The sequence below is a fragment of the Lentilactobacillus rapi DSM 19907 = JCM 15042 genome, from assembly GCF_001436255.1.
In the GTDB taxonomy this organism is placed as follows: Bacteria; Bacillota; Bacilli; order Lactobacillales; family Lactobacillaceae; genus Lentilactobacillus; species Lentilactobacillus rapi.
On record NZ_AZEI01000076.1, the window covers coordinates 93,757 to 111,604 of the forward strand.

A 17,848-nucleotide genomic window follows, 5' to 3' on the forward strand; every position below is an offset into this window, starting at 1 on the left:
GGAGGTAGTATTCCATGCGAGTACACATTACTTTGGAATGTACAGAATGCCACGAACGTACTTACTTATCTAGCAAGAACCGTCGTAATAATCCCGACCGTTTGGAGCTTAAAAAGTATTGTCCACGTGATCGTAAAGTGACATTACATCGAGAAACCAAATAAGGCTTGGGTAAATAACCCAAACCTTTTTTATATTCACGCAATAATTAATTAAGCAAAAAGAAATGTTGGTGATACCGTGAGTGAACAAAATTTAAGCAAGCCACAACTGAGAAAAATTCAAGCGAAAAAAATTAATGAATTCTTTCAACGTGAAGATGCAGCTGAATTCATTACTAACTTAGAATCTCGGCTCTATACCGATCCTGATTATTTAAACAGTCAGATAATTGGCATTACGCTTAGTATGCCAGGGGAGTTGGACACATCACCAATCATCAAACATTCACTACAAAATGATAAACAAGTTGTCGTTCCACGAACTTTACCTCATCGACAAATGGAATTTGTGTTACTTGAGGAAGATACGCATCTGTCTCAAACGCCCTTTGGAACCCGTGAACCCGAGGGTGGAGAAATTATTGACAAAACAGACATTGATGCTTTAATTGTTCCGGGGTTAGCGTTTTCCAAGAATCATTATCGAGTGGGATTTGGAGGGGGCTTCTATGATCGATACCTTGCTGATTTCGTTGGCAAGAGTATCTCATTGGCATTGCCGCCACAACTATATGAACGACCAAAATGGCCGGTAGAACCTCACGATATCTTAGTTGATAAAATTATTTATTAAACTTTTTTCATGCAAGGAGATACAATGAGCAGACTAAAAGATAAGCCGTTTGTCACGTATGGGTTGCTCGCAATCATGGTTGTTGTGTTCCTAGTGATGACTGCAGTGGGCGGCACTACTAATCCAAATACGTTGGTTGAATTTGGCGCCAAATATAATCCCGCCATTCGTGCCGGGGAATATTGGCGACTGATTACCCCGATGTTTATTCACATCGGTTTTACCCACATTCTAATGAATGGCATCACGTTATATTTTATCGGCGAGTATGTTGAACAATTATTCGGTCATTGGCGATTCCTATTGATTTTTCTGGTGTCTGGAATTGTTGGCAACCTTGCCAGCTTCACGTTTAGTTATGGATTATCGGCAGGTGCCAGCACGGCAATTTTTGGCCTCTTTGGTGCTTTTATGATGCTCGGAGAAAGCTTCTCCAAGAATCCTGTCATTACATCGATGGCAAAAACATTTTTGCTGTTTATTGTCTTGAACATTGGGACTGACTTATTTGTCCAGGGAATTGACATTGCCGGTCATATCGGTGGCTTAGTCGGTGGATTCTTGGTAGCATATGTTGTTGGCGTGGGCTTTGCGAAAGTGAGCCCAGTCAAACGGGGAATTGCTGGCGTGATGCTGGTTGTCATTTCAGTTGGCCTCTTCATTCTAGGAATGCAGGGAAATCTTTAATATTTTTCAAATTTGAAAGAAATTTTAATTGGGATGTGAGATAATGAAAACGCTATATGATGTTCAACAGTTACTCAAAAAGTTTGATATTTATGTCTATGTTGGCAAGCGACTTTGGGACATTGAGGTCATGGCGTTGGAATTGGATCATCTTCATGATGCTCAATTAATCACGCATAAGGAATTTATTCAAGCTAAGTTGATATTAAATCGAGAACATCGTGTCGAAGAAAAAAAGGAAAGTAGGGGTAATAACATTGGCAAAGAAACTGATCGGAATTGATTTGGGCGGGACCACTACGAAATTTGCATTCATTGACCAATCTGGAAATATTTTAACAAAGTGGCGAATCCCAACTGATATTAGTAATGCAGGTAGTAATATCGTTCCAAATATTGTTCAATCTATTGCAAATCAAATGCGCAAAGACGATTACAACTCTAACGACTTCTTAGGAATTGGAATGGGCACTCCCGGAGCTGTTGATCGTGAAAAGGGAACCGTTGTCGGTGCTTACAACTTAGGCTGGAAAATTGTGCAACCGGTTGGCGCCACAATTTCTGCTAACCTTCAATTGCCAGTTTTCATCGATAATGACGCTAACAGCGCCGCTTTGGGCGAGTTCTGGAAAGGCGCAGGTTATAAAGCAAAAGATGTTGTCTTTGTCACACTAGGAACTGGTGTTGGTGGCGGAGTCGTTACAAATGGCCACCTTGTTCATGGGATTAATGGCGGCGCCGGTGAAATTGGTCATATTACTGTTCAACCTGGCGGCTATCTTTGTACCTGTGGCAAACGAGGCTGCTTGGAGCAATACGCTTCAGCAACTGGTGTCGTTCGACTGGCGAAAGATTTAGCCAAGCAATTCACTGGTCAGTCACGAATCATTGAATTAATTGATAGTGATGAAGGATTAACTTCCAAAATGGTCTTTTATCTCGCTGATAATGGTGATATTTTGGCAAACCAAATCGTTGACAAAGTTTGTTCATATCTTGGGTTGGCATTGTCAGATATTGGGAACATCTTAAATCCAGAAAATATCATTATCGGTGGTGGTGTATCTAACGCTGGCAACACCTTATTGCAGCCAACTACTCGTTATTTCCAAGAAAATGCCTTTCCATCAGTCCGAGATTCAACTAAACTAAAACTAGCACAACTTGGTAATGATGCCGGGGTGATTGGTGCTGCTTCATTGGCACTCCCACAATAGTCGGTTTCGTCTCAGTTGGCATTAACAATAAAGTAAAGGTAAAGGGATGGTATTACAAGTGATAGTAGGAGCAGTTAATCCAAATATCGTGATGTCGATTATTTTGATTATTATTTTAGGTGTGTGGCTGGGCTATACACTTTATCAAAATGCACGAGTGAAAAAAGCGGCTACATATTTATCCAACGATGAATTTCAAAAGGGCATGAGAAAAGCACAAGTGATTGACCTACGTGAGTCTAAAAGCTTTAAGGATGGTCACATTTTAGGTGCCCGTAACGTGCCGTTTTCAACGATTCGAAATTTTTATGGTCAAATCCGGTCTGATTTACCCGTTTACTTGTATGATCAGGGCAAAACTATGAGTAAAAGGGCTGCCTTGTTCTTAAGTAAAAAGGGTTACCGAGAAATTTATATTCTGAAAACCGGTTACCAAAATTGGAACGGTAAGGAAAAGAAAAATAATATTTAACTGAGTTGTGGGTTCTGATGCAAATGTGGTTGAATATACTAAATGAGGCTGGCAGCAAAACAATCGTTTTGTTCCAGCCTCATTTCAAAATGTTTTAGAATGTCAATCGCATTTAGGCAACCATGTACTTTAGATTAACCGTGGTGAGCGGCGCGGCTCTTACGAAGTGCCTTACGACGGTTCTCTTCAAACTTACTTTCTTCATCCTCAATGGGATCGACCACCGCTTTTTTAAAAGTCATTAATGCAGCTAGACCTGCGGTGACAGTTCCAATGACACCAACTATGAGACCACTTGTAAAATGTTTCATTTCAAACCCTCCAATGCAACTTGATACTTTCATTATGCGTTATTTGGGTTCAGAATTCTAGTTAATTGATTAATTATTGTACGGATTATTGGAGGTTGTTATGAAAATTGATACCAAAATAATTGCCCATCGCGGTAGTAAAGGAACTCGGCCTGAAAATACATTGGTAGCATTTCAAGCTGCAATTGACGACGGTTGTGATGGAATTGAAACTGATGTCCATTTTTCCAAGGACCGTCAATTGATCATCATGCATGATGAAACGGTGGATCGAACCACTAATGGACACGGACTAATCCATGAAAAAAATCTGTCAGAATTAAAACACCTTGACGCGGGGATCCGATTTTCCGATGAATTTAAAGGGACGAGAATCCCCACTTTACAAGAAGTTGTTGAACTACTCATTCAAAACAACTTTCAAGGTATTTTTAACCTTGAATTGAAAACCAACAAAATTCAATATCCAGGCATTGAACAAGCGGTTTATGAATATTTTTCAGCATTAGATTATCCTTTTCAGCTAATTTATTCCAGTTTCAATGCGCAATCATTGGAAATTCTGAACAACATCGATCCCCAAGCTTACCGGGCAAAACTATTCAAAACGGCTGCCAAACAAGCCAAAGCACTTAAAAAGAATCGGCTGATTGAGGATTTTCATCCAGATATTCGCTGGCTTAAAAGACACCCATTCTTCGCAGCTGCTAAACATCTCCGCCCTTGGACGGTTAATTCAACGGAGGATATGCAATACTGCTTTGAGCGCAACATGGCGGCCATTATCACGGATTATCTAGCAAGAGCCGTCCAATTACGCAAGGAAATGCGGGGTGAGTAAAATGAAAAAAGTTCTGGCAATCGTTGGGCCGACCGCAGTTGGTAAAACTGCCATGTCAATTAAAGTTGCTCAAAATTTTAACGGTGAAGTCATTTCTGGCGATTCTATGCAGGTTTACCGAAAGTTGGATATTGGAACCGCTAAGATTACTGACAGTGAAAAACAAGGAGTGCCTCATCATTTAATTAATATTCGCGACATCACTGAACGATATTCGGTCGCTGACTTTATTCACGATGCGACCGAGCAAATCGCTCAGATTACCAGCCGGGGGCATTTGCCAATCATTGTCGGTGGCACCGGCTTTTATTTGCAAGCGTTGCTGGACGGCTTGGAATTGGGCGGAGATCAATACACAGACGATGGCCTACGGAAGAAGTTGTACCAAATTGCTGATACGGAAGGTAACATGGCTTTACATAATCGGCTTGCTTCAGTTGACCCTAAAGCCGCTGCCCAAATTTCTGCAAATAACGTTCGGCGAGTCATCAGGGCACTTGAAGTTTACAGAAAAACGGATCATCTATTTTCTGATCAGACGAATAATCCACAGCCGTTTGATTCGTTCGTTGTTGGGCTTAATACCGATCGCAAGCTGCTATATCAAAGAATCAACCAACGTGTTGACATCATGATGAAGTCGGGGTTAATAGATGAAGCAAGGTATTTATTTAACAATGGTGGGACTGAACTTCAAGCTGGCAAAGGGATCGGCTATCACGAGTTCTATGACTACTTTGCTGGCACCCGCTCACTTGAAGACGCCGTCGAGCTTGTTAAGAAAGATTCTCGCCATTACGCAAAACGTCAACTCACCTGGTTTAGAAATAAAACGCACCCCGCTTGGTATAACGTGATTGAACATCCTGACGATAAGGACCAATTGATTTTAGACATTGATAAATGGTTACGGAAGAAGATTTAGCCAACTGATGTCATAAAATATAACATTCGCTATTGACATTGGTTTTAGGAATGGTATTATGGTTACAAGATTTAGGAGGTGAACAATGCGAGAGAAGGAATTACGGCGTTCAATGTCAGTTCTGCCGATTGGAACTGTGATGAAGTTAACTGACTTGACGGCAAGACAAATACGATATTATGAGCAGCAAGATTTGATTAAGCCCCTCAGAAACGAGGGTAACCGAAGGATGTATTCGCTCAATGACGTTGACCGGCTACTAGAGATTAAGGATTACTTGGATGACGGCTTAAATATCTCAGGTATTAAAGAGGTCTACAAAAAGCAATCCCAGTTGGAAGATGAGCGGAAGCGAAACTTAGAGAAGGGACTCACTGACAGTGATGTGAGAAAGATTCTCCAAGATGAATTTCTAAACATTGGTGGATTGAAGCCGCCTTCTTCGTCATTTGATGATCCGAATAATTTGAATAAACTAAATCACTGATGGGAGCGTTATATAGATGGCAACTAGACACGATTATACAAAAGATGATATTCGCAAGATGGTAAAAGATGAAGACGTCAAATTTTTACGTTTGATGTTTACGGATCTGTTTGGCACAATCAAAAATGTTGAAGTTCCAATAACTCAGTTGGATAAATTACTTGATAACAAATTAATGTTTGATGGTTCTTCAATCGAAGGATTCGTTCGAATTGAAGAAAGTGATATGTACTTGTACCCAGATCTCTCAACTTGGATGATCTTCCCATGGAGTACTGATCGTGGCAAGATTGCTCGGGTTATTTGTCAAGTTTATCGTCCAAATGGCGAACCCTATGCGGCAGATCCTCGAAACAACCTCATCCGGGTTCTTGGCGATATGAAGAAGGCAGGATTTACTTCATTTAACATTGGGCCTGAACCAGAATTTTTCTTATTTAAGATGGGTGAAAATGGTGAACCAACCTTACACCTAAACGATAAGGGAAGTTACTTCGATATGGCACCAATGGATCTTGGTGAAAATTGCCGTCGTGAAATTGTATTAACGCTTGAAGAAATGGGCTTCGATGTTGAAGCTGCCCATCATGAGGTTGCCCCTGGACAACATGAAATTGATTTCAAGTATGCAGATGCGTTAACTGCCGCTGATAACATTCAAACATTCAAGCTGGTTGTTAAGACAGTTGCTCGTAAGTATGGCTTATATGCAACCTTCATGCCAAAACCTCTAAGCGGAATCAATGGTTCAGGAATGCATTTGAACATGTCATTGTTTAGCGACAAAGGCAATACTTTCTACGATAAGGATGGCGAATTAGAGATTTCTCAAGAAGCTTATTACTTCCTTGGCGGATTGTTGAAGCATGCCCGTTCATTTACCGCTGTATGTAACCCAATCGTTAACTCATACAAGCGTTTAGTTCCTGGCTATGAAGCACCCGTTTATGTTGCTTGGTCCGGTTCAAACCGTTCACCATTAATCCGAATTCCAAGTGCTCGTGGAAATTCAACTCGTTTGGAACTTCGAAGCGTTGATCCAACTGCCAACCCATATCTTGCCATTGCATGTGTCCTAGAAGCCGGTCTTGATGGTCTCAAAAATAAGGTCGAACCTGAAAACAGTATCGATCGTAACATTTATCGAATGGATGCTCAGGAACGTCAACAAAGCCACATTACCAACTTACCTGATACCCTTCACAATGCATTGAAGGACCTGTCTGCTGACGAAGTTATGAAGCAGGCTTTGGGCGAACATCTATATCACAGTTTCATTGAAGCTAAGAATTTGGAATACGATTCATATCGTACCCAAGTATCTGGCTGGGAACGTGATCAATATCTTGAGAAGTATTAATCAAAATTAGTTGCAAGTATCAAATTAAAAAGCTTTCATTTCTGTAACCCAGTTTTGGGTTGCTGAATGAAAGCTTTTTATCTTGATTTCGGCTAAAAAGTGTCTAAATTGACAAAACATTGAAGAATCAGGCGATTAACCCTTTATTTATCAGCGGTTTTCAGATAACATTAAGTGTATAAATAAGGGGAAAATGAGGCAATAATATGGACAGAAAAACTGAAGAAGATCAATTCAGTCAAAATGATACCATTTTGTCTTCGGCTTTAAAGCAGAAGATGGACTATTTGAACGACCTTAATGAGTCAATTACAAAGGGTGACGACCTTAAAGTTTATGAGTTGATCGATCCTAATCGATATGCCACTGAGGCTAATGGGGAGACTTTATCAGAAGCAAAACCTGATCATTTTAGTCTGGCAGCCGATTTAAATGCGCAATTGAGTCATCATTTGAGCAACAAATTGATTGATTATTTAGGAAAAGCTTACCCATTCTTTTATTATCATGAGTATGAATTGGGTAAGTTTCATATCTACTTTGGAAATTGGTGGGATCACCGCATGTTTGGTGATTTGGATCCAATTAATGTGCGGTTCAATTTTTCTGAAGAAGAATATCAGATTTTGGCTAAATCTTTCCAATTGGAATTAGAGAATAGTCGCGTAAACGACGCTGAGATGAGACAACTTGGTGAAGAAAATGAAAAATTAACTCAGCTCATTGAGGACCAGGATAAACGCGATCGACGCAAAGAAGAAATTCGAAAACAACTCAAGGAAAATGAGGAAAAGTCGCCAATGCCTTGGGAAGCCGGTAAGGTCAAAGAAGAACACCAGCAATTAAGCGATGCATTGCTGGAATTGACTAATATTGATGAGCAAGCATCAAACAGTCGGCCGAAAATTAAAGCAAATGAGAATAAAATTCTCGCATTATCAAAGGAAGAAACAATCTTGAATCTTGAAAAGCAAAATATCAGAGCTTCCTTTGGCAGTTTTGATGCTTTCAACGAAAATAATCGGAATTTATATGCCAAGTACATTCAGAATTTGGCAGAAGAATCGCAGGTGAGCGACGGTGAGTAAGGAAACTGAAAAGAAAGTTTTGACTACTAACGAGTTGCTCAAACACTACAGTGATTCAATTAAAAATGGCCTCAATAATGGGGCAAAGTACGTTGATGCCTTTAATCGGTTAAACAATACATCTGATCAGAATGATTTGTTAGCTGCAGCAGTTGAATTGACTAATTATCAACTTAATTCTGACTTTGTTGTTTTTCCTCATCAATTTTCTGATGCCGACGTTCAGCTGGTCTTTTTGGAACGGATTTTGAGTTTAGCCGGATCCAAGGGGTTAACCATTAGTAATGCTGAACACGTTCAAAAGTTGTTATGCAAATTTGCCTCTCTAAGTGACAATACTTTCACTTTCACAAAATCGAGTAAGAACCCCACTGGCTTTTTCTTTGGGCCGACAGACTACAATCGACCACTATTCTATTTGAATTTGAAGACAAAAGAATTGATGTTCCATGGTTCTGCGCTAATTGATTACTTTGTGGTTGATTTAGAGGGAATAGCTGTCAGCGATTTGAAGGCAGCACTGGAAGTTTTGCTAAAAGTTGCCGAAATCCTCAAAGAGAGCTTTGGCTTTAAAATCGATTTCAACGTCTTGGATGGCGTCAATGGTGAATTTTATGAATTTGCTGCTGGTGAAATTCCGGAAGCAATTATGGATGAGTTGTTTGTTAAGTCAGCCGATAACAAATTCATCTTGATGGCTGATCAAAATGGCGGCGCATCGTTAACGTTGAATGAGGGCACCCAACTCAAGGTTTATAATTCAGGCAATTCTGATCGGCCAAAATGGGGGGCTGCTATTTATGATGCAGACCAAAAAGAAAGTTGGCTTTATCTTTTACTTGATTACCCATTCATTCAGGAGTGGTACCTTGATAACAAAAAACAGTTGGAAATTCTCTCAAATCAGTTTGTATTTGGATAGGAGTTAATGATTAAATGGATTTACAAGCGCTTATTTCAGCATCCGTATTCTTAAATCGGCAAATTGAGGATAAAAAACAGCTTCATTGGGCAAACGAAGCCCGAATCAAAAATGCGTTTGTGGCTTTGGATGTTGAATTATCAGAGATGGCCAATACCTCGGAGTGGTTTAAAGTTTGGAAGATTCATCGTGGCAAAAGCGATCCTGATAAAACGCCCAGAGAAACGTTACTATATGAATACGTGGACGCTTTAGATTTTTATCTGTTAATTTCAAATCTAAAGAACTGGAACCACTTTGTACTCAATTCTGAGAAAGATTTACCAAAGATTGAATCTTTAAAGAAGGAAGATAGTTTGGACAAACAATATCTCGCAATGAAACGGATGTTGTTTGATGCTTACTTTAATCATAGCGGTGATAGTTTTAATCATTCATGGCGGCTATTCTTGAAATTTGGTTTAGTTGATTTTGGGTATTCGGAGACTGAAATCGAAACTGCTTTTAAGGATAAGAACCAGATTAACGAAAAACGCCAAGATAATAATTATTAATTTTAACACTAAAAAAGCCTTATTGGACCACCCTAAAAGCGGACCAACAAGGCTTTTTCATATTAAAGATGTCGCAAGAGAGATTCGAACTCTCGACCTACGGTTTAGAAGACCGTTGCTCTATCCAGCTGAGCTATTGCGACAAATCAACACTAATAATTATATGAGATATTGAAGGGGGAGTCAATGTTTAATAGATAAATGTTTTGGATAATAATTACGATTTTCTTAAGAATCTTGAATTTTTATTAAATTAAGATGTGTTGTGGGCTAATAATTTGATGCCAATCCCCTAATAGCCTAATAATGGATTTATAGCAAAGGATTGCTATCACTATTAGGAGGTGGAAGTTGTGGGATTTGTCATATTTATTGTGCTGATTTTCATTGCAAGTGGAATTTTTCAATATTTTGCTGACTCTTCAACATCCATACGGGGGAACGGCAAACATTTAGCGTCAAGAAAATAGCGTGAGGCAAAAAGCAAATTTAATTATGGAGTGTGGATAAACGAGTGGAATATCGTGGGTTTAAATAACTGACTCGTTTGTTGACATCATTTGCAATCGGCTTTTTGCTGTAAGCTTAATCCATCAATCAGTTGGATTTCCCCAAAGAGGTTGGGCAAATTTTTGCCCAATTTTTCTTTATATATAGGCTTACAATATCTAAGGTTGACGAAGCACCAGCGATTATGTATACTAGTAACGTTGTAATTGTGGCTTCCACAGCTACAACCGCTCGATTCGAGCCATAAAGTTCCTGCAAAGGGCGCTTTGTATCGGCGAGTCTAAGCATAAAATATAAGGAGGTGCACAATATGTACGCAGTTATTACTACAGGCGGTAAGCAATATAAGGTTTCCAAAGGCGACGCAATCTACGTTGAAAAATTAGACGCAAACGAAGGCGACAAGGTTACCTTTGACCAAGTTGTAATGGTAGGTGGCGATTCAGTTAAGGTTGGTGCTCCATTAGTCGATGGCGCATCTGTTACTGCAACTGTTGAAAAACAGGGTCGTCAAAAGAAGATTACAATCTTCCGTTACAAGCCAAAGAAGGGCTCACGTTCAAAGAAGGGTCATCGTCAACCATATACCAAGGTTGTTGTTGATTCAATCAACGCTTAATTTTATATTTGAGGTGACTGACAGATGATCAAGGCAACAATTAACCATTACCATCATCACGTGAGTAGTTTTACGATCACTGGTCATGCTGATGCCGGCGAATATGGGCAAGACATCGTTTGCTCTGCTGTTTCAGTGTTGAGCATCACAACGGTTAACGGCCTTCAAGAGGTTGCTGGCATGGATGTTGATGTTGATAGTGATGACAAAAATGGCGGTTATCTGTCGGTTCATATTCCCGTCACCGCCGATTCAAAGAAACGTATTCAAGCAGATGCAATTCTTAATACCTTTCAAGGCGGCATGACTGACATAGCTTCAAGTTATAGTCAATATATTAAATTAAACATAGCAAATTAAATAAACTTATTCGGAGGTGTAACCTTATGCTAGCAATGAACTTACAATTCTTCTCTCACCATAAAGGTGGTGGATCAACTGCCAACGGTCGTAACTCAGCTGGTCGTCGTTTAGGTACAAAGGCTGCTGATGGCTCATCAGTTCACAGTGGATCAATCATTTATCGTCAACGCGGTACTCATATTTATCCTGGTAACAACGTTAGTCGTGGTAACGACGATACTTTGTTTGCTTTAGTTGACGGTGTCGTACGCTTTGAAAGAAAAGGCCGTGACAAGCGTCAGGTTTCAGTTTATCCAGTTGCTGAAGCTGCTAAGTAGTACTTTTAAATCTTGAATGAATGAAGAGCTGGGACAAAACGGTGGTTTTGCTTCCCAGCTTTTTTAATCGAATTTTCGGGATTAATTCATTATAATTGGATATTTAGGGACGAAGTATTATATAATTAGGATTGTTACTTTACATTTAGGAGGAACAAAAATGGCAATTTCGACTGCTGATTTTAAGAATGGTTTGACCATCGAAGTTGATGGTGCAATTTGGAGAATTTTAAGTTTCCAACACGTTAAGCCTGGTAAAGGTGGCGCCTTTGTTCGTTCAAAGCTTAAGAACTTACGAACAGGTGCTGTTCAGGAAAAAACATTCCGTTCTGGTGCAAAAATGGAACAAGCTCAAATTGATACCCGTAACATGCAGTATCTTTATGCAGATGGTGACCAACATGTATTCATGGATATGGATACGTATGATCAGATTTCAATTCCAGCTGAACAAATCAAAGCAGAATTGAACTATCTTCAAGAAAATATGGAAGTTAACGTTATCCAATATGGCAACGAGACCTTAGGGGTTGAATTACCGAACACGGTTACCCTCGAAGTTGCTTCTACTGAACCTGGGATCAAGGGTGATACCGCATCAGGCGGTTCAAAGCCCGCAACAATGACAACTGGTTTGACGCTACAAGTACCTTTCTTCGTTAATCAAGGTGACAAATTGGTCATCAACACCACTGATGGTACTTATATTTCCAGAGCATAATCAGGTTAACTGATTTGATTGAAAACGGAGGCTTTAATATGGCTGAAGATACGAATATTGCACTTCATACCAACGATCCAGAGTTGGGAAAAATTGAAATTGCCCCTAATGTCCTTGAAATTATTGCCGGGGTTGCAACAACTCAAGTAGATGGCGTTAATCGGATGCAAGGTTCTCTGTCCAATAGCGTTAACGAGTTACTTGGTCGCCGCAAAGAGCATAGTAAAGGTGTTAAGTTAACTTACACTAACGAGGAACTCGCAGTCGACATTTACGTTTATTTGAATTATGGGGTTTCTGTCCCTAAGGTTGCCTTACAAATTCAAAGCCAAGTTGAACAACAATTGTATTTTATGACCGAATTAAAGGTTCATGAAGTCAACGTACACGTTCAAGGTGTCGTTCCTGAAAAGACCACCAGCACTGTTGACCCGAACGATCCTTTTGCTGCTGACGATGAAGAAGACGGTGAGAATTAGTGGAACTAACACGACATCATATTCGCGAGCTTGCATTTCAAACATTATTCGCGCTTAATACAAATGAACAAACCGACTGGAAAGATTTTTATCAAGTCCTGACTGATGGTCAATATGGAGATGAGTACCCAAGCTATCTTCATCAGCTCATCGCAGGCGTTTTAGAGCACAAGTCTGAAATCGATCAAATGATTGAAAAATATTTGATCTCTGGTTGGTCACTCAATCGGATTGCCCAAACGGACTTGATTATTATTGAAATTGCTTTATATGAAATGATGTATGTTGATGATTTACCCGCAAAGGTTTCTATTAACGAAGCGATCGAACTCGCAAAAAAATACAGTGATGACCGTTCTCGTAAATTTGTTAACGGGATTTTGTCACATGCATTAGAAGAACTGGTAAAATAGATTTACACAACTGTAAGTCTATTTTTTTGTACATACGACACTGGATGTTATTAAGAGAGGAAGAGATTTTTCGATGGCAACGATTATTGATGGTAAGGCACTTGCAAAGAAACTGAACCAACGTACCAGCAAACGGGTAGAAGAATTACAATCGCAGTTTGGGGTTACCCCAGGGCTTGTCGTCGTCATTGTTGGAAATGATCCGGCAAGTGAACGTTATGTTCGTAATAAGAACCGAACAGCTAAACGATTGGGAATTAATTCAACCGTCAAACAATTGCCAGCGGATACTTCAGAAGCAGACTTGTTAAAATTGATTGCAAGTTACAATGCGGACCCCGCAGTTCACGGTATTTTAGTTCAAGATCCACTTCCTGATCAGATTAATGAAAAAGATATCACCCGCGCCATTTTGCCTGAAAAGGATGTCGATGGTTTTCATCCAATCAATGTTGGAAAGTTATATTTGAATGATACAACCGAATTTCCAGTTTCTTGCACCCCTAAGGGCATCATGACGATGTTTGATGAATATCATATTTCATTAAAAGGGAAAAATGCAGTCATGATCGGACGAAGTGCCATTGTCGGCAAGCCAATGGCAGCGTTAATGTTAAATGCCGGTGCCAGTGTATCGATTCTTCACAGGTTTACCAGGGACATTACTGAATACACAAAGAACGCAGATATCATTGTCTCAGCTACGGGTCATTTACATACCTTAACGAAAGATGCGGTTAAGGAAGGGGCAGTGGTTATCGACGTTGGTCAAAACATTAATGAAGCAGGTCACTTGGTTGGTGATACTGATTATGACGATCTTTTTGATAAGGTAAGTTATATTACCCCAGTCCCAGGTGGTGTGGGCCCAATGACCATTGCAACCCTCATGCAACAAAGTGTTGATTTAGCAGAATGGAGTAGTCAAAGTGGTAAATGATTCTGTCACTAGCGATTATTTGACCGTTAGTGCCTTAACTAAATATATTAAAAGAAAATTTGACGTTGATCCATACTTATCAAAAGTCTATCTAACGGGTGAAATCTCTAATTTTCGGTTGCGGCCAAATGCCCATCAATATTTTAGTTTGAAAGATGATCATGCCAAGATTAGCGCCATTATGTTTAAGTCAGCTTTCAATAGAATCAAATTCACGCCTGAAGAAGGGATGAAGGTGTTGGTGGTTGGTCACATTTCATTATATGAACCAACAGGTAGTTATCAAATTTACGTTGACCGCATGGAACCTGATGGGGTTGGCCAACTCTACCAAGCTTATGAGCAACTTAAAAAGAAGCTTGCTGATGAAGGATTATTCGATTTACCCAAAAAGCCGTTAACAAAGTTTCCCAAGCGAATTGCGGTCGTGACTTCTCCCAGTGGTGCAGTGATCCGAGATATTATCACAACCGTTCGCAGGCGTTATCCCATTGCTCAAATCGTTTTGTTTCCGGCGTTGGTTCAAGGAAATGAAGCCAGTGAGGATATCGTCAACCAAATTCATCGAGTGAACGGTCTCGGCAATTTTGACACGTTGATTGTTGGCCGTGGTGGTGGTTCAATCGAAGACCTCTGGCCATTTAACGAAGAAAGGGTTGCCCGCGCAATCGTTGGGAGTCGGATCCCAGTCATTTCCTCTGTCGGACATGAAACGGATACCACAATTGCTGATTTAGTTGCCGACGTTAGGGCCGCAACACCAACTGCTGCAGCTGAACTAGCTGTCCCTCGTTTGGATCAGGTCTTAGTGGATTTAAAGACAACCCAAAATCGAATCATTAACGCCACTTATCAGATTATCCAGCAAGAGAAATTGCGCTTGAAACGATTACAGCAGTCAACTGTTTTCACCACTCCTCAGAGAATTTATGAAAGTTTTTCGCAGCGACTGGATTTGCTGGTCCAACATTTGTATAATCAATCAGATAAGATTACAAGCAAACGGAAAGAAAAGTTTGCCGATCTGAACATGAGATTACGGCTTGTGGCGCCAACGTACACAATTAAGGAACAACAACAAAAGTTGAGTGCACTTCAGCAACGATTAAAGCAATCCGCAATTCAAACGATTAAAAATAACCGGCAACAGTATCAGATGCTGGTAGCGTCGCTAGACCATTTAAGCCCACTTAAAATTTTAAGTCGAGGCTATACATTTACAACCGATGAAAAAGATCAATTCATTAGTCAGGTTGCCCAACTTAATACAAAAGCAATTAAGGTTCACTTTAGTGATGGTATTGTTGAAGCAACTGTATCGAAAATAACCAAAAAGGAAGACAATCAAGATGGCTGATAAACCAGAACAGAATCAAACATTTGAACAAAAAATGGATCAGTTGGAAACCATTGTCAATCAGTTGGAACAGGGCAATGTTTCCCTTGAAGATTCGATGGAAAAGTTTAAAACTGGCATTAAATTAAGCGAACAACTCCAGGACACTTTAAGCAAGGCTGAACACACCATGGCTAAAATGATGGATAAAGATGGTAATGAAGTTTCCTTCGAAAGTCCAGACGACGCTGATAATCAAAAAGGTGATAGTAATGGCAACCAAGCTTAACGTATTCCAATCTGAGTGGCTTCCAAAAATTAATCGTTTTCTTGAAACTCAAATTCCAGCTGATACCGATGAAGAAACCCTCGCAGAAGCAATGAGCTATTCGGTTAACGCCGGTGGCAAACGGTTGCGACCGCTTTTTACGCTGGCGGTGCTATCCATTTTCGACAAGCCCATCACACAAGACGTCTTAAAAGCCGTTTGTGCATTGGAATTAATGCATTCCTACTCATTAATTCATGATGACCTGCCTGCAATGGACAATGATGATCTTCGGCGAGGCAAAGCAACCAATCACGTTGTCTATGGAGCAGGGATGGCCACACTTGCTGGCGATGGCTTACAAGCACTGGCTTTTCAATGGTTGGTTGATAATCAGTTGCCTGCAGAAGTTCATTCTGAGTTGACGCTTGAACTTGCCAAGGCGGCTGGCCCTGAAGGAATGGTTTCTGGTCAAGCTGACGATATTCATTTTGAAGGGACCAGACTATCACTGGCGGGACTTCAGAAATTAGATAAGCATAAAACGGGTGCGTTGATTCGATACGCGATCAACGCTGGGCTAATCATTGGTGGCATTTCCCCCGACGATCGTTCTGATCTTTTGGCGTTCGCTGAATCATACGGGGCCGCCTTCCAAATTTACGATGATATTTTGGATGTCGTGGGCACCGAACAGCAAATTGGCAAGCCTGTTCATCAGGATGCCAGCAAAAATACTTATCCTAATCTTTTGGGGTTGGCTGGCGCAAGGGCGGCGCTTAACCAAACGGTCAAAGATGCCCGTCAATCACTGACCATTGCCAGTCAAAAATTAGGAGTCGACACGACTCTTTTGGCTGAATTTTGTAACTATTTTGAACTTAAGGACGAACAGTAATGGAAAAACAACGAGTGGATGTTTTATTGGTAACACAAGGGTTATTTGATACCCGAGAAAAAGCCAAACGGGCAGTCATGGCTGGCGAAATTCTTGGTGACAATGAAGAACGGTTGGATAAACCGGGAACAAAAATTCCAGTTGATACTGAGTTACATTTAAAGGGTAAACCAATGCCTTATGTGAGTCGGGGTGGTTTGAAGCTGGCGAAAGCCTTGGATGTTTTCAACATTGATGTCAAGGGTTTGACCGTTCTGGATATTGGGTCTTCAACTGGTGGATTTACTGATGTGATGCTCCAGAATGGGGCTAAACTCAGCTATGCATTAGACGTTGGCAGTAATCAGTTGGTCTGGAAGCTGCGGGAAGACCCTCGCGTTGTTGTAATGGAGCACACAAACTTTCGTTACAGTAAACCGGCCGATTTTACCCATGGCCAGCCCCAGTTTGCTTCAATCGACGTTTCTTTCATTTCACTAGAGTTAATTCTCCCAGTCTTAAAAACGATTCTGGTCCCAAACGGTCAAGTCGTTGCGCTTATTAAACCTCAGTTTGAGGCTGGTAAAAGTAACGTTGGCAAGCATGGAATTGTCCGTGACCCAGCTGTCCATAAAATGGTCCTGGAAAAGATCCTTAACTTTGCAGTTGCCACAGGCTACTCGGTCGAACATTTGGACTTTTCACCAATTAAGGGTGGCGCTGGTAATATTGAATTTTTAGTCGCACTAAGATCTGTCGAAAATCCCATCATGGCGGATAATGTTTCAATTGAAAAAGTGATTGAAAACGCTTATTCTGAATTAAAGGGATAAAAATCCATCCCTTTAACAGATTTTCCGGGGGTGAAGGTATGCGCAAAAAAGAACGTCAAAGATTAATTAAACAGTTATTAACAAGCAATAATATTCAGCGGCAGGAAGATTTTGTCACCTTGCTGGAAAAGCAGGGCGTCAAAGTGACCCAAGCAACAGTGTCCCGGGACATTAAAGATATGCAGTTGGTAAAGGTTCCCTCAGTGACTGGCGGATATCGATACAGCCTGCCAACTCAAAAGAATATTGATACTGAGAAAAAATTAGTTCAAACAATCCGGGATTCATTTGTTTCAGTCGATTCCCAGGACAAGTTTGTCTTTTTAAAGGTCCTACCCGGTAGTGGACCAATTATTTCCAGCCTGATGTACCAAATGAACTACAGTGAGATTTTTGGAACAATTGGTGATGATAATACTGTTCTTATTATTTGCAAGACAGAAGCGGATACGCTCAGTTTCCGTAATCAAATTAACAATATGCTCAGTACCGAATAACAATCATTGAAAGGGT

At 40.4% G+C, this 17,848-nt stretch carries 26 protein-coding genes, 1 tRNA gene and 1 other annotated feature; of the genes, 25 read left to right on the forward strand and 2 right to left on the reverse strand.

All coding sequences use genetic code 11. The annotated features are described in order from the left end of the window. The first annotated feature begins 14 nt into the window (after positions 1-14). The 6 genes from rpmG (at position 15) to FD12_RS08610 (ending at position 3,171) form a co-directional block, all read left to right on the forward strand. Positions 15-164 (forward strand): 50S ribosomal protein L33, encoded by a 150-nt coding sequence (rpmG, locus tag FD12_RS13645; protein ID WP_081467884.1) that lies wholly within the window; start codon positions 15-17, stop codon positions 162-164. Positions 165-240: 76 nt separating this feature from the next. Further along, positions 241-795: a 5-formyltetrahydrofolate cyclo-ligase gene (locus FD12_RS08590; RefSeq protein ID WP_056982660.1), complete on the forward strand. Its 555-nt coding sequence runs from the start codon at positions 241-243 to the stop codon at positions 793-795. Between the two features lie 24 nt (positions 796-819). Further along, the gene (locus tag FD12_RS08595; RefSeq protein ID WP_054746673.1) at positions 820-1,482 is read left to right on the forward strand and encodes a rhomboid family intramembrane serine protease; all 663 of its coding nucleotides are present in this window, start codon (positions 820-822) and stop codon (positions 1,480-1,482) included. A 43-nt stretch (positions 1,483-1,525) separates the two neighbouring features. After that, positions 1,526-1,765: a YqgQ family protein gene (locus tag FD12_RS08600; protein ID WP_056982662.1), complete on the forward strand. Its 240-nt coding sequence runs from the start codon at positions 1,526-1,528 to the stop codon at positions 1,763-1,765. Further along, on the forward strand, positions 1,740-2,699 hold the full coding sequence (locus FD12_RS08605) for an ROK family glucokinase (protein ID WP_054746672.1): 960 nt from the start codon (positions 1,740-1,742) through the stop codon (positions 2,697-2,699). The genes FD12_RS08600 and FD12_RS08605 overlap by 26 nt, the downstream gene beginning before the upstream one ends. 46 nt (positions 2,700-2,745) lie before the next feature. After that, positions 2,746-3,171 (forward strand): rhodanese-like domain-containing protein, encoded by a 426-nt coding sequence (locus tag FD12_RS08610; RefSeq protein WP_054746671.1) that lies wholly within the window; start codon positions 2,746-2,748, stop codon positions 3,169-3,171. Positions 3,172-3,305: 134 nt separating this feature from the next. Here FD12_RS08610 and FD12_RS13650 read toward each other — a convergent pair whose 3' ends face one another. Then, positions 3,306-3,482 (reverse strand): DUF3042 family protein, encoded by a 177-nt coding sequence (locus FD12_RS13650; RefSeq protein WP_082622226.1) that lies wholly within the window; start codon positions 3,480-3,482, stop codon positions 3,306-3,308. Between the two features lie 100 nt (positions 3,483-3,582). Here FD12_RS13650 and FD12_RS08615 point away from each other — a divergent pair, with 100 nt between their 5' ends. The 7 genes from FD12_RS08615 (at position 3,583) to FD12_RS08645 (ending at position 9,659) form a co-directional block, all read left to right on the forward strand. Further along, complete coding sequence (locus FD12_RS08615) at positions 3,583-4,323, forward strand: glycerophosphodiester phosphodiesterase (RefSeq protein WP_056982664.1); 741 nt, start codon at positions 3,583-3,585, stop codon at positions 4,321-4,323. Position 4,324: 1 nt separating this feature from the next. Next, on the forward strand, positions 4,325-5,248 hold the full coding sequence (gene miaA / locus FD12_RS08620; RefSeq protein WP_056982666.1) for a tRNA (adenosine(37)-N6)-dimethylallyltransferase MiaA: 924 nt from the start codon (positions 4,325-4,327) through the stop codon (positions 5,246-5,248). Between the two features lie 85 nt (positions 5,249-5,333). Then, positions 5,334-5,735: a MerR family transcriptional regulator gene (locus FD12_RS08625; protein ID WP_054746670.1), complete on the forward strand. Its 402-nt coding sequence runs from the start codon at positions 5,334-5,336 to the stop codon at positions 5,733-5,735. Positions 5,736-5,751: 16 nt separating this feature from the next. After that, positions 5,752-7,095 carry a type I glutamate--ammonia ligase gene (gene glnA / locus FD12_RS08630; protein ID WP_056982667.1) on the forward strand — a complete coding sequence of 448 codons (1,344 nt, stop codon included), beginning with the start codon at positions 5,752-5,754 and terminating at the stop codon, positions 7,093-7,095. Between the two features lie 206 nt (positions 7,096-7,301). Then, positions 7,302-8,183, forward strand: a complete 882-nt coding sequence (locus FD12_RS08635; protein ID WP_054746669.1) for a hypothetical protein — start codon at positions 7,302-7,304, stop codon at positions 8,181-8,183. After that, entirely contained in the window at positions 8,176-9,105 is a 930-nt protein-coding gene (locus FD12_RS08640) for a hypothetical protein (RefSeq protein WP_056982669.1), read from the forward strand. The genes FD12_RS08635 and FD12_RS08640 overlap by 8 nt, the downstream gene beginning before the upstream one ends. A gap of 14 nt (positions 9,106-9,119) precedes the next feature. Beyond that, positions 9,120-9,659 carry a dUTPase gene (locus tag FD12_RS08645; protein ID WP_056982671.1) on the forward strand — a complete coding sequence of 180 codons (540 nt, stop codon included), beginning with the start codon at positions 9,120-9,122 and terminating at the stop codon, positions 9,657-9,659. 69 nt (positions 9,660-9,728) lie between these two features. Here the strand turns inward: FD12_RS08645 and FD12_RS08650 are convergent. Beyond that, positions 9,729-9,802 (reverse strand) — tRNA-Arg (locus FD12_RS08650). A gap of 582 nt (positions 9,803-10,384) precedes the next feature. After that, positions 10,385-10,461 (forward strand) — a sequence feature (ribosomal protein L21 leader region). Between the two features lie 18 nt (positions 10,462-10,479). Here FD12_RS08650 and rplU point away from each other — a divergent pair. From rplU to argR, 12 genes are all read left to right on the forward strand, one after another. Next, on the forward strand, positions 10,480-10,788 hold the full coding sequence (rplU, locus tag FD12_RS08655) for a 50S ribosomal protein L21 (RefSeq protein ID WP_054746668.1): 309 nt from the start codon (positions 10,480-10,482) through the stop codon (positions 10,786-10,788). Between the two features lie 24 nt (positions 10,789-10,812). Continuing rightward, on the forward strand, positions 10,813-11,148 hold the full coding sequence (locus FD12_RS08660) for a ribosomal-processing cysteine protease Prp (protein ID WP_054746667.1): 336 nt from the start codon (positions 10,813-10,815) through the stop codon (positions 11,146-11,148). Between the two features lie 26 nt (positions 11,149-11,174). Beyond that, on the forward strand, positions 11,175-11,468 hold the full coding sequence (rpmA, locus tag FD12_RS08665) for a 50S ribosomal protein L27 (RefSeq protein WP_008856855.1): 294 nt from the start codon (positions 11,175-11,177) through the stop codon (positions 11,466-11,468). Between the two features lie 160 nt (positions 11,469-11,628). Next, positions 11,629-12,189, forward strand: a complete 561-nt coding sequence (efp, locus tag FD12_RS08670; RefSeq protein ID WP_056982673.1) for an elongation factor P — start codon at positions 11,629-11,631, stop codon at positions 12,187-12,189. A gap of 38 nt (positions 12,190-12,227) precedes the next feature. Then, the gene (locus tag FD12_RS08675; RefSeq protein WP_054746666.1) at positions 12,228-12,668 is read left to right on the forward strand and encodes an Asp23/Gls24 family envelope stress response protein; all 441 of its coding nucleotides are present in this window, start codon (positions 12,228-12,230) and stop codon (positions 12,666-12,668) included. Next, positions 12,668-13,081: a transcription antitermination factor NusB gene (nusB, locus tag FD12_RS08680; protein ID WP_056982675.1), complete on the forward strand. Its 414-nt coding sequence runs from the start codon at positions 12,668-12,670 to the stop codon at positions 13,079-13,081. The genes FD12_RS08675 and nusB overlap by 1 nt, the downstream gene beginning before the upstream one ends. 73 nt (positions 13,082-13,154) lie before the next feature. After that, positions 13,155-14,021 (forward strand): bifunctional 5,10-methylenetetrahydrofolate dehydrogenase/5,10-methenyltetrahydrofolate cyclohydrolase, encoded by an 867-nt coding sequence (locus tag FD12_RS08685; protein ID WP_054746665.1) that lies wholly within the window; start codon positions 13,155-13,157, stop codon positions 14,019-14,021. Continuing rightward, positions 14,011-15,378, forward strand: coding sequence for an exodeoxyribonuclease VII large subunit (gene xseA, locus FD12_RS08690; protein ID WP_056982678.1), 1,368 nt, complete (start codon positions 14,011-14,013; stop codon positions 15,376-15,378). Before FD12_RS08685 ends, xseA begins: the two co-directional genes overlap by 11 nt. Then, on the forward strand, positions 15,371-15,646 hold the full coding sequence (locus FD12_RS08695; protein ID WP_056982680.1) for an exodeoxyribonuclease VII small subunit: 276 nt from the start codon (positions 15,371-15,373) through the stop codon (positions 15,644-15,646). The genes xseA and FD12_RS08695 overlap by 8 nt, the downstream gene beginning before the upstream one ends. Next, positions 15,630-16,523, forward strand: a complete 894-nt coding sequence (locus FD12_RS08700; protein ID WP_054746663.1) for a polyprenyl synthetase family protein — start codon at positions 15,630-15,632, stop codon at positions 16,521-16,523. Before FD12_RS08695 ends, FD12_RS08700 begins: the two co-directional genes overlap by 17 nt. Next, positions 16,523-17,335 (forward strand): TlyA family RNA methyltransferase, encoded by an 813-nt coding sequence (locus FD12_RS08705; RefSeq protein ID WP_056982681.1) that lies wholly within the window; start codon positions 16,523-16,525, stop codon positions 17,333-17,335. The genes FD12_RS08700 and FD12_RS08705 overlap by 1 nt, the downstream gene beginning before the upstream one ends. A gap of 38 nt (positions 17,336-17,373) precedes the next feature. Then, positions 17,374-17,832: an arginine repressor gene (gene argR / locus FD12_RS08710; RefSeq protein ID WP_056982683.1), complete on the forward strand. Its 459-nt coding sequence runs from the start codon at positions 17,374-17,376 to the stop codon at positions 17,830-17,832. The last annotated feature ends 16 nt before the right edge of the window (positions 17,833-17,848 follow it).